The organism is Micromonospora sp. DT15 (assembly GCF_049841475.1).
Taxonomy (GTDB): domain Bacteria; phylum Actinomycetota; class Actinomycetes; order Mycobacteriales; family Micromonosporaceae; genus Micromonospora.
In genome coordinates, this window is record NZ_JBNCKJ010000002.1 from 734,296 (window position 1) to 744,928 (window position 10,633).

Here is a 10,633-nt window from a genome sequence, read left to right on the forward strand (position 1 = left end):
CGCATCGTACGCAGGCCCCGCCGCACCGCTGATCACTCGGTCCGGGGTGGTCGACGGCGTCCGGTCAGTCGGTGGAGTGGACGCCCACCACCTCGTCCTCGCTGGTCTCCCCAGTGAGCTGGAACCCGAGTTTCAGGTAGAACTGCTCCGGGCCGTCCGGCCCCGGCTTCCACGTCGTGTAGACGCGGTCGTGCCCACGGCGGCGGGCCTCGTCGCGGACGGCCTGTACCGCGAAGCGGCCGTACCCCCGGCCCTGGTGCTCGGCGGCGATGTTCAGCCGCCACAGGCCCGAGCGCCTGTCGTCCGACTGGGCCGGATCCCACACGATGTCGAAGAAGCCCATCAGGAAGCCGACGATCTCGTCATCCTCGACGATCAGACGCGGCCACGCGATCTCGGGCTGCACGTACGCCTCGGCGAGGGACCAGGCGACCGGAGAGGAGAACTTCTCCTGGTCGGGCCGCACGCTCACCCGGCACGCGGCCTCCACATTGTCCTGAGTGATCGTCTCCAGTCGCGGCACGCCGGCCAGCCTACCGAGCGGGGCTGTGCAGCAGGCCGTCGAGCAGACCGCGCAGACCGAACTGGAACCAGGTGTCCAGATCGGTGTCGGGTCTGGTCTGCCCGGCCGCGGCCAGCCACTGTCGGTCCCGGGTACGGCCGGTCCGCTCCAGCCGGGTCCGGGTCGCCGACCACCAGGCGTGGTAGGTGCTGTCCCCGGGGTCACGCCGGATGAGCAGGGCCATGCCCTGGACGTAGCCGCTGAGCGCCAGGTAGGCGCGGAACGCCTCGGCCGGTGCGTATCCGTCGCTGGTGAACGCCGCCACCACCCGGTCGACCATGGCGAGTACCGCCGGCCCGGTCGGCGGCCGGTCGGTGGCGAGGATGGCCAGCAGCCAGGGATGGCGGCGGTACATCGCCCACTCGTCCCCGGCCAACCGTTCGAGCCGTTGGCGCGGATCGCGCGGTAGGGGCGCGGTGCCGGGCGGGTGAGTGGCGGTGATCTGCTCGGCCATCGCGGCGAGGAGGTCGGCCCGGTTCCGGACGTGCCGGTACACGCCGTGGGCGGGCAGGCCGGCGCGTTGGGCGAGGACCCGCAGCGAGACGGCGTCCAGGCCGCCGGCGTCCGCAAGCTCGACCGCGAGGGCGACCAACCGGTGGCGCGGGTCGCCGCCGGTCGGCGCGGGCAGGTCCCGAATCCGACGCGGGCCGCTGGTGGGGCCGTGCTCACGACGTCTCCGGTACGCGCGGGCCTGACAGCTGCGGGAGCAGTAGCGGCGCGGGCGCCCCCGGCCGGGGCCGACGGGCAGTTCGGCCTCGCACTCGACACACCGGACACTGAGCACGCCGCCCCCAGTTTCGTCACGGCACTCCGTGTGACGAAAGTACTACGGTCGAGCAGCCGGGCCGTCCCGCTCGGTTCGTGTGGCGCGGAGCAGCCGGAGCTGACCGATCTCCGCGACGTTCTTCATCAGCTCCGAGTTGACCCAACCGATCGTGTGCGTGACGGTGTGGTCGGTCCCGTCCGGCCAGGGGAACGTCGCGATGCGGTCGAGGTCGCTGTCGCCGAGCTGGTCGAGAAGCTCCAACCATTCGGTGCGTAGACCACGCAGCCAGGCGACACTCGGCTCGCCCGCGCCCGGCCAGACAACGGCCGTGCGCTGCCGCGCTGATCCACCCCGGAGATGGTCCATCGCCACGGTCCACCACCAGCCGACGTGCCAGGTGAGCCAGCCGATCGTCGGCACCGGGACCGGGTCGGGTTCGGTGTCGGCCCAGTCCGGAGTCCAGGTGCCGTCGGTGCTCTGCCGCACCGACCAGCAGTGTGTGGCCGGCTCCCAGAGGAAGTCGGCGGGATCGAGTCGCTCCAGGTGGTACTCGAACAGCGACCACGTCAGGTCGAACTGCCAGCGCAGGAGGGCCAGAGGCGCTACGGACATCCGGAGATCCTCCCGGAACCCCACCCCCGCCGGCCACAGATTAACGCCAACCTCATGATCGACCGATGGGGTCGGCGGGGCAGCGGTCGGAGAGGGCGTAGCGGAGCAGCACCACGTCGCCGATCTGACGGGCCTCGGCCAGGCGGGCACGTCGACCCGGGTGCCAGGGGAAGCTACCCTCCCCCACGAACCGGGGCGCCCGACCGTCGCCGACGAAGAACGGGGCGACCACCAGGTGCAGTTCGTCGGCGAGGCCGGCGGCGAGGAACTGGGCGTGCACCGTCCCGCCGCCCTCCACCATCAACCGCTGTACGCCCCGCGCGGCCAGGTCGGTCAGCAGCCACCCCGGGTCGACAGGCTCACCCGCGTCGACCACGGTGGCCAGCCGGCCGACCCGCTCCTCGGTCTTCTCCAGCGCGCCCGTGGCGCAGTAGACGAGCCGGGCCGAATCACCGGCGGTGAAGAAGCGGGCGGTCGGGTCGAGGTCACCCTGCGCGGTCAGGGTGACCTTGGTGGGTGAGGCGGGCCGACCGGCCGCCACCCGCTCGTCGCGGCGGCTCGGCGAGCGCACCAGTAACCGAGGGTCGTCTCGTCGGACGGTGCCGGCGCCGACCAGAATGGCGTCGCAGCTGGCCCGAACCGCGTCGACGCGGTCCAGGTCCTCCTCGTTGGACAGCAGTAACCGCTGCTCGGAGGCATCGTCGATGTACCCGTCGATGGAGGCGGCACAACTCAGCAGCACGTACGGCCGCGTGGGCCCCGGCCGCCAACTCATCGGGAGACGGGCCGCTCAGGAGTACGACCCGCGAGCACATCCGCCGCCTCGGCCGCCTCGACCTCCGCCGCCTTGGCGGCCTTGGCCGCCAGGTAGCCCGCGTTGGCCGGCGAGAGGAAGACGCTGGTGAGCACCCGTTCGGCGACGTCCACGCCCAACCGGGTCAACTGCTCGGCCTTGTCCGGGTTGCTGCTGAGCAGTCGGACCCGCGGCACACCCAACGTGGCGAGCATCTGCGCGGCGACGGTGTAGTCCCGCTCGTCCTCGCCCCGGCCCAGCGCGACGTTGGCCTGGTAGGTGTCCAACCCGGCGTCCTGCAACGCGTACGCGTCGAGTTTGGCGTACAGGCCGATGCCCCGGCCCTCCTGGCGGAGGTAGAGCAGGAAACCGCCGGTCTCGGCGATCTGCTGCACCGCCTCGCGCAGTTGCGGCCCGCAGTCGCAGCGTTGACTGCCGAACACGTCGCCGGTCAGGCACTCGCTGTGCGGGCGGACCAGCGGGGCTGCTCCCCCGGCGGTGACCCGGTCCAGGGCGCCCGCCCAGTCGCCGAGGCCGATGGCCAGGTGCTCCCGACCGTCCACCAGGCCCTTGAAGGTGAACACCCGGGCCGTCGTGGTGTAGCCGTCCGGGAACGCCAGCGGCACCGTGACCTGCGTACGGATCGTGGCAACGGGCAATGCTTCGGGCATGGGACTCCTTTGTCCGGCGCCACCGTCGTCCGGCGACGCGTACCGTCTCACAACCGACTCAACATCCGCCGCCGGAGGCGGCTTCCCGGGCGGCGACCGGAATTCGACGTCGACGGGCCAGCAACACCGCAGCCCCGGGCAGGCTCGCCACCAGGATCAGCGCGCCGTAGACGGTGGCGGTGGCGACGCCCTCGGCCGCGCTGAGACCGGCCGCGCCGAACACCCATGCCGCCACCCCCTCGCGCGGCCCGAAACCGGCCACGTTCAACGGTAGGCCCATCGCGAGCAGGGCGAGCAACGTCAACGGCAGCAGGCGGGACAGCGGTGCGTCCGATCCGGCGGTGCGCGCCGCCACCAGGAAGGTGGCCAGGTGACCGGCGACCATCACAGCCGAGGCGACCAGCACACCGAACCAGGTACGCCGCGCCAGCAGCCCCGACCGTACGTCCGCCACGGCGGTGCGCAGTGCCGTCGCCCAGCGCGACCCGCCACCGTTCGGGAGGAGCCGGGCCAACAGCACGACGGCCAGCCCAGCGGCGACGAGCAGCGCGGCGGCGACCGGCAGGTACGGGCGGACCGGGGACGGGAAGGCGGCGAGCACCACCAGCGCGACCCCGACCAGGACCACCTGCCCGGCGGCGCGTTCCCAGACCACCGCGCGGATGCCCCGGCTGACGTCACCGGCGTCGCGGCCGTGGCGTACCGCGCGGTGCACGTCGCCGAGCACCCCGCCGGGCAGTGTGGCGTTGAGGAAAACGGCCCGGTAGCAGTGCGCCACAGCTGTCGCCAGTGGCAGGCGTACGCCCAGACCGCCGGCGACCAGGCTCCACCGCCACGCCGCGCAGACCGTGGTGAGCACACCGATGACCAACGCCGCCGCCAACGCCGGCGCGTCGATCAGTCGCACTCCGGCGAGGAACGGGCCGGTGCCCACCTGCCACAGCAGGACGGCGAGCAGACCCACCCCGCCGACCACTCGTGCCCAGGCCCAGAACATCGGCGCCGGCCCTCCCCTTTGAAGATCGTCCACTTGCCCTAGTCCACGTACCCAGGGCGTGAACGGTTCATCCACCGGCGAGGAGGTCAGTGTGTTCGACGAGCACCGTGAGCCGGCCGGCCGCCGCGTCGGCCAGCCGACGGCGGGCGTACGCCTGGGCGGGTCCGGCCAGGTCGGGGCGCTGCTCGCAGGCGGCCGCGAGCCATCCTCGGAACCATTCGGCGGTCAGGTCGGCCTGTTCCGGGCCGAGACGCCACGGGCTGGGCCGTTCCCGCACGTCGACGCCGCGCCGGGCGAACGCGGCGGCGGTGGCGGCGGCGGCATCCGGGCCGAGCAGCCGCCGGCCCTCGACGGTACGCCGCTGGTGGTCGTTGAACGCGGCCTCGACCGCCTCGTCGAGTGGGTCGGCCGGGGTGAACCGGACCCGCCCGGTCACCGAGATGGCGAACAGGGCCGGCCGGCCGACACACGCCGCCACCACCCGCTCGACCTCCTCGGCGCTGAGCATGTCCAGGAGCGCGGACGCGGTGACCAGGGAACCGTCCGCGAGGTCGGCGGCGGTCAGCCGGGTGAGGTCACCACAGCGGGTGTGGACGGTGACCGGGGCGCCGTCGGCGGCGGTCACCCCCCGCATGCCCTCGGCGGCCCGGGCCAGCAGGTCGGCGTCCCGGTCGTGCAGCACCCAGTGCTGAGGTCCGGGTAGCCGGACGGCCAGCCAACGACTCATCGACCCGGTGCCGCTGCCCAGGTCGTGGATCACCGTCGGGGTGTCCCCGGTCAGCTGGGCCCGGACGGCATCCACCAGGTCCTCGGCACGCGCCGCCGCGTCGGCCGGCTCACGCAACCGCAGCCAGTCGGCGAACGGCAGGGTCTCTTCGGCGGTCATTCCGCCACCTCCTTCAGCACTCCGGCCAGCAACGCGGTGGTCACCGGCCAGTCGGTCAGGGTGTCGCGCCGGGCGAGAGCGGCACGACCCAGCCGGGCGCGCAGCCCGTCATCGTCGAGCCAGCGGATCAGAGCGGCGGCCAGCGCCGCCGGGTCACCGGGTGGGACCAGCAGTCCCGGGCGCTCACCGTCGGGCGCGTGACCGAGCGCCTCCGGCAGCCCACCCACCTCGGTGGTCAACACCGGCAGGCCGCGGGCCAGCGCCTCGGTGACGACCATGCCGTACGTCTCGCCTCTCGACGGCAGCACCAGCAGGTCGGCGGCGGCGTAGGCGTCGTCCAACGCTGCGCCGGTCACCGGGCCGACCAGTCGCACCCGCTCGGTGAGGCCCGCCCCGGTCAACCTGTCGCGCAGCCGGTGCACGAGATCCGGTTCCCGGGCCAGAGAGCCCGCGCAGACCATCGTCCAGGACCTGCCGACCAGCGTGGCCAACGCGTCGACCAGCACGTCGTACCCCTTGTGGTGGGTGACCGCCGCGACGCAGAGCAACCGGTCGCCGGCCACCGAGCCGACCGTGGGCGGCGCGGGCCGCACCCCGGGCGGCGCGGCCCGGACCCGGCCGGCGAGGGCCGGATGGCGGGCCAGCAGGGCGCGGCGGGTCCACTCGCTGGTGGTGACGACGGCCCGGGCGGTGGCCAGGGCGCGGGCTTCCGGCTCGTCGTCCAGCGGCAGGTGCACCAGCAGCACCAGGCGCAGCCGACGGGCGTGCGGGGCGAGCAGGTCCGGCACGGCCGAGGCGATGAGGCCGTCGATCAGCACCACCGCGTCGTCGGGCGCGGCGGCGAGCACCGCGCCCAGCGTCGCCCGGTCGGCCGGGTCGGGGTGCGGCCACGCCCCGGGCACCGGATGCTCGCGCACCGACCAGCCGCGCTCGCCCAGCCCCGCGCAGATCCGCCGGTCGTAGGAGTTGCCGCCGCTGGGCGTGGCCGGATCGTCGATGTCACCGGGCAGGACGACGTGCACCGCCCGGCCCGCATCGGTCACAACGACCGCTCGTAGCTCGCCCAGGCGATGTGCGACTCGTGCAGGGTGACCGTGATGCCGCTCAGGTCACGCGCCCCCGCGCCCAGCTCACCGGCGTGCACCCGCTCGACCAGCCGGTCCGCGATCGTACGGGCCAGCACCTCCGTGGTGGTGTTCACCCCGGCGAAGGCCGCCTCGTCGTCGAGGTTGCGGTAGGTCAGCTCGCTCAGCACGGCCCGCAGCTGCTCGGTGGCGAGGCCGATGTCCACCACGATCCCGTCGGCGTCCACGTCGGGCCGGCGGAACGTCGCGTCCACGACGAACGTCGCGCCGTGCAGGCGTTGGGCGGGCCCGAACACCTCGCCTCGGAAACTGTGGGCGATCATCATGTGGTCCCGAACGGTCACGCTGAACACTGTCACTCTCCGTCGTCGTAGGTGATGAGGTGGCAGAGCGCGGGCAGGTCGCCCGAGGTCAGTCTGGCGAGCACGTCGGGCAGCTCCGCGAAGCGCGACGCGCCGGTGATCAACGCGTCGAAGGCCGGGTCGTCGAGCAGGTCCAGGGCGAGCGCCAGTCGGTCGGCGTAACTGCGCCGTCCCCGTCGGGCGGGTGCCACCATGCCGACCTGGCTGCTACGGACACTGAGCCGACGGGAGTGGAACGCACCGCCGAGCGACACCTGCACCGGGCGGTCGCCGTACCAGCTCAGCTCGATGACTGTGCCCTCCGGGGCGAGCAGGTCCAGCGACTGTTGCAGGCCGGCGGCGGTGGCGCTGGCGTGCACGACCAGGTCCCGGTCACCGCGGGCGTCGGCCGGGCTGGCGAAGTCGACACCGAGGGCTCCGGCCACGCCGGCCCTGCGCGCGTCGGTGTCGACCAACTCGACGTGCACGCCGGGGAACCGGGCCAGCAGCGTCGCGACGCAGCAGCCCACCATGCCCGCGCCGATGACGGTGACGCGGTCGCCGACCAGCGGCGCGGCGTCCCACAGCGCGTTGACGGCGGTCTCCACAGTGCCGGCGAGCACCGCTCGGGCGGCCGGCACCCCCTCCGGCACCGGCACCACGGCACTCACCGGCACGACGTACGCGCTCTGGTGCGGGTGCAGGCAGAACACCGTTCGCCCGAGCAGCTCCGGCGGGCCCTGCTCGACGACGCCGACGCTCAGGTAGCCGTACTTGACCGGGCCGGGGAACTCGCCCTCCTGAAACGGCGCGCGCATCGTGTCGTACTGGTCGGCGGGCACCCGGCCGGCGAAGACCAGCGTCTCGGTGCCCCGGCTGACAGCGGAGTAGCGGGCCCGGACCAGCACCTCGTCGGGGCCCGGGGCGGTCAGTGACACCGGCTGGATCTCGGCAACGCCGGGTTCGCGCACCCAGCAGGCGTACGCCTCGCGGATCACCGTCGCGCACCTCAGCTCTGCTCCGAGGCCGGATCGATCGGCCGTGTCGGGCCCCCGGTCGGGGGTTGTCGATCATAAACACGGAAGTTCGGTACGCACAGTTCGAAGCTCGCCCAGCCCGTCTGCCATTCGGACAAAACCGGCATCGCGGCATTTTTGTCCCTATACGCTCCCCTGGCACATTCGAACCAACGGGGGCGTGATGAGGATTTCGTGGTGGGGTAGCCGCAGGTCACGGGCGACGGCGCTGACAGCTGTGGCGGGTGTGCTGGCGCTCAACAGTCTGCTGGTGCCGACTGGCCCCGACCGGATCAACCCGGTCCTGGCCGCCGTCGACGAGGCCGTCGGGCCGGTCGACCCGGTCGCCGGGGCGCTGAGCTTCGGCGTGATGACCGAGGGCAACGCCACTGTGAACAACGACGAGAACGAGGGCACCCTCGCCGTCGGCGGTGACCTCACCCTCGGCAGCTACCAGATCGCCGGGGCGACCGCCGGGTCGTTCGTGGTGCCCGGCGACGCCAACCCCAGCGCGCTGGTCGTGGGTGGGCGGGTGAACTTCGCCGGCAGCGTCGGCGGCAGCCGACTCCAGGTGCTCTCCAACGGCTACGCCAAGGTCGGCAACCTCACCGGCGCCTTCGTCCGTGACACCGACAACAACGGTGCCCAGGTCAACACCCGGATCCTGCCGACGAACGACTACGACGCCTCACCCCGGGTGGAGCTGGTCACCCGGCAGCCGGTCCCCAGCGTCGGGCCGACCTCGCCGATCAACTTCGCCGGCGCGTTCGCCTCCTTCCGGAACACCACGGCCGGCCTCGCCACCTGCGACAACACGGTCGTGCTGCGGACGCCGAACGGTGACGTGCTGCCCCGACCGATCCCGCCGGGCAGCAACGCCGTCGTCACGTTGACCCCGGGCGTGACGAACGTGCTCAACCTGAGCGCCGCCGACCTGGCCAACATCCAGATCCTGACCTTCGCGAGCCAGCCGACCGCCGCCACGCCACTGCTGATCAACGTGGACACCAGCGGCGTCGGCAACACGTTCGCCTGGACCGCCCCGAACTTCGCCGGGATCGGCGGGCCGCAGGCACGCTACGTCCTGTTCAACTTCCCGACCGCGACCGCGCTCACCCTCACCCCGAACGCCGCCACCATCGAAGGCACCATCTACGCCCCCAACGCCAGCCTCACCGACCTCTCCTCCAGCAACACCGAGGGCAGCGTCATCACGCGTACGCTGGACCACCGCGGCGGCGAGATCCACTACTTCCCGTTCAGCACCACGCTCGCCTGCGAGGGCGCCACCCCGGCTGACATCGCCCTGATCAAGTCGTCGACGACCCCGCTGATCACCAGCGTCGGCCAGCAGGTGCCGTACTCGTTCCACGTGGTCAACACCGGCGGCGTCCCGCTGACCACCATCTCCGTCACCGACGTGCAGACCCCGCCGTCGTCGAACACCAACCTCGGCCCGATCACCTGCGCCGCCACGACACTGGCACCCGGAGCGCAGACCGCCTGCACGGCCACCTACACCGTCACCCAGGCCGACCTGGACAACGGTGGGGTCACCAACGTCGCCACCGCACAGGGCAGCCCACCCACCGGTCCACCGGTCGTCTCCGACCCGAACTCCCTCACCATCCCGGCGCAGGCGCTCACCGCCGCCGTCACCGTGGTGAAGTCGTCCACCACCACGTCGATCACCACGGTCGGGCAGCAGGTGCCGTACCGGTTCCTGGTCGCCAACACCGGGGGCCTGACCCTGACCAACATCGCCGTCACCGACGTGCAGACCCCGCCGTCGTCGAACGCCAACCTCGGCCCCATCACCTGCCCGGTCACCACCCTCGCCCCCGGCGCGAACACCACCTGCACCGCCACCTACACCGTCACCCAGGCCGACCTCGACAACGACGGCGTCACCAACGTCGCCACCGCGCGGGGCACCCCGCCCGGCGGCGGTACGCCGGTCACGTCGCCGCCCTCGACGCTGACCATCCCCGAGGCCGGCCTGCTCGCGTCGATCGCCATCATGAAGACCTCGACCACCACGTCGATCACTGCTGTCGGCCAACAGGTGCCGTACCAGTTCCACGTGCTGAACACCGGTGGGTTCACCCTCACCAGCGTGAACGTGACCGACGTGCAGACCCCGCCGTCGTCGAACGCCAACCTCGGCCCCATCACCTGCGCCGCCACCACCATCGCGCCCGGCGCGCAGACCCTGTGCACGGCCACCTACACCGTCACACAAGCCGACCTCGACAACGACGGCGTCACCAACGTCGCCACCGCACACGGCACCCCGCCCAGCGGCGCCCCTGTCGACTCGACGCCAGCGACGCTCACCATTCCGGAAAGCGGTCTGGTCGCCTCCATCGCGATCCTGAAGTCGTCCACCACCACGTCGATCACCACTGTCGGGCAGCAGGTCCCGTACCGGTTCGACGTGGTCAACACCGGCGGGTTCACCCTCACCGGCGTGACGGTCACCGACGTGCAGACCCCGCCGTCGTCGAACGCCAACCTCGGCCCCATCACCTGCGCCGCCACCACCCTCGCGCCCGGCACCACCACCACCTGTACCGCCACCTACACCGTCACCCAGGCCGACCTGGACTTCGGCTCGGTCCGGGACAGCGCGACAGCGCGGGGAACACCGCCCGGCGGTCGGCCACCCGTGCAGTCGCCGCCCGCGACGCTGACGATTCTGAGCGACGTGGTCGTCCCCGGCATCTCACTGGTGAAGTCGTCCACCACCACGCAGATCAGCAGCGTCGGCCAGCAGGTGCCCTACCGGTTCCTGGTCGCCAACACCGGCGGCGTGACGCTCAACGGGGTGAACGTGACAGACGTGCAGACCCCGCCGTCGTCGAACGCCGACCTCGGCCCCATCACCTGCGCCGCCACCACCCT

Annotated in this window: 11 protein-coding genes and 1 pseudogene; 2 read left to right on the forward strand and 10 right to left on the reverse strand. The window is 72.4% G+C overall.

The genetic code is table 11. From position 1 onward, the window contains the following. Positions 1–64: 64 nt before the first annotated feature. The 10 genes from ACLQ3F_RS07550 to ACLQ3F_RS07595 form a co-directional block, all read right to left on the reverse strand. On the reverse strand, positions 65–523 hold the full coding sequence (locus ACLQ3F_RS07550) for a GNAT family N-acetyltransferase (RefSeq protein ID WP_357202892.1): 459 nt from the start codon (positions 521–523) through the stop codon (positions 65–67). A 10-nt stretch (positions 524–533) separates the two neighbouring features. Then, complete coding sequence (locus tag ACLQ3F_RS07555; protein WP_425847354.1) at positions 534–1,346, reverse strand: TetR/AcrR family transcriptional regulator; 813 nt, start codon at positions 1,344–1,346, stop codon at positions 534–536. Between the two features lie 42 nt (positions 1,347–1,388). Then, positions 1,389–1,940 (reverse strand): DinB family protein, encoded by a 552-nt coding sequence (locus tag ACLQ3F_RS07560; protein ID WP_425847356.1) that lies wholly within the window; start codon positions 1,938–1,940, stop codon positions 1,389–1,391. 52 nt (positions 1,941–1,992) lie between these two features. Further along, a complete protein-coding gene (locus ACLQ3F_RS07565; protein ID WP_425847358.1) occupies positions 1,993–2,715 on the reverse strand; it encodes a RibD family protein in 723 nt (240 codons plus the stop codon). After that, entirely contained in the window at positions 2,712–3,404 is a 693-nt protein-coding gene (locus ACLQ3F_RS07570; protein WP_425847359.1) for a GTP cyclohydrolase II, read from the reverse strand. The genes ACLQ3F_RS07565 and ACLQ3F_RS07570 overlap by 4 nt, the downstream gene beginning before the upstream one ends. Positions 3,405–3,462: 58 nt before the next feature. Continuing rightward, positions 3,463–4,401: a lysylphosphatidylglycerol synthase transmembrane domain-containing protein gene (locus ACLQ3F_RS07575; RefSeq protein ID WP_425847361.1), complete on the reverse strand. Its 939-nt coding sequence runs from the start codon at positions 4,399–4,401 to the stop codon at positions 3,463–3,465. Between the two features lie 67 nt (positions 4,402–4,468). Next, the gene (locus tag ACLQ3F_RS07580) at positions 4,469–5,287 is read right to left on the reverse strand and encodes a class I SAM-dependent methyltransferase (RefSeq protein WP_425847363.1); all 819 of its coding nucleotides are present in this window, start codon (positions 5,285–5,287) and stop codon (positions 4,469–4,471) included. Continuing rightward, entirely contained in the window at positions 5,284–6,330 is a 1,047-nt protein-coding gene (locus tag ACLQ3F_RS07585) for a glycosyltransferase family 4 protein (RefSeq protein WP_425847364.1), read from the reverse strand. Before ACLQ3F_RS07585 ends, ACLQ3F_RS07580 begins: the two co-directional genes overlap by 4 nt. Beyond that, positions 6,327–6,725 carry a 6-pyruvoyl trahydropterin synthase family protein gene (locus ACLQ3F_RS07590; RefSeq protein WP_425847366.1) on the reverse strand — a complete coding sequence of 133 codons (399 nt, stop codon included), beginning with the start codon at positions 6,723–6,725 and terminating at the stop codon, positions 6,327–6,329. Before ACLQ3F_RS07590 ends, ACLQ3F_RS07585 begins: the two co-directional genes overlap by 4 nt. Positions 6,726–6,727: 2 nt before the next feature. Continuing rightward, the gene (locus ACLQ3F_RS07595) at positions 6,728–7,711 is read right to left on the reverse strand and encodes a zinc-dependent alcohol dehydrogenase (RefSeq protein ID WP_425847367.1); all 984 of its coding nucleotides are present in this window, start codon (positions 7,709–7,711) and stop codon (positions 6,728–6,730) included. A 202-nt stretch (positions 7,712–7,913) separates the two neighbouring features. Between ACLQ3F_RS07595 and ACLQ3F_RS07600 the strand changes: the two are divergent. Beyond that, positions 7,914–9,281, forward strand: a pseudogene (locus ACLQ3F_RS07600) (choice-of-anchor A family protein); the annotation flags it as partial. 156 nt (positions 9,282–9,437) lie between these two features. Next, positions 9,438–10,633 (forward strand): DUF7507 domain-containing protein (locus ACLQ3F_RS07605; RefSeq protein ID WP_425847411.1); only part of this gene is annotated, 1,196 nt, incomplete at its 3' end.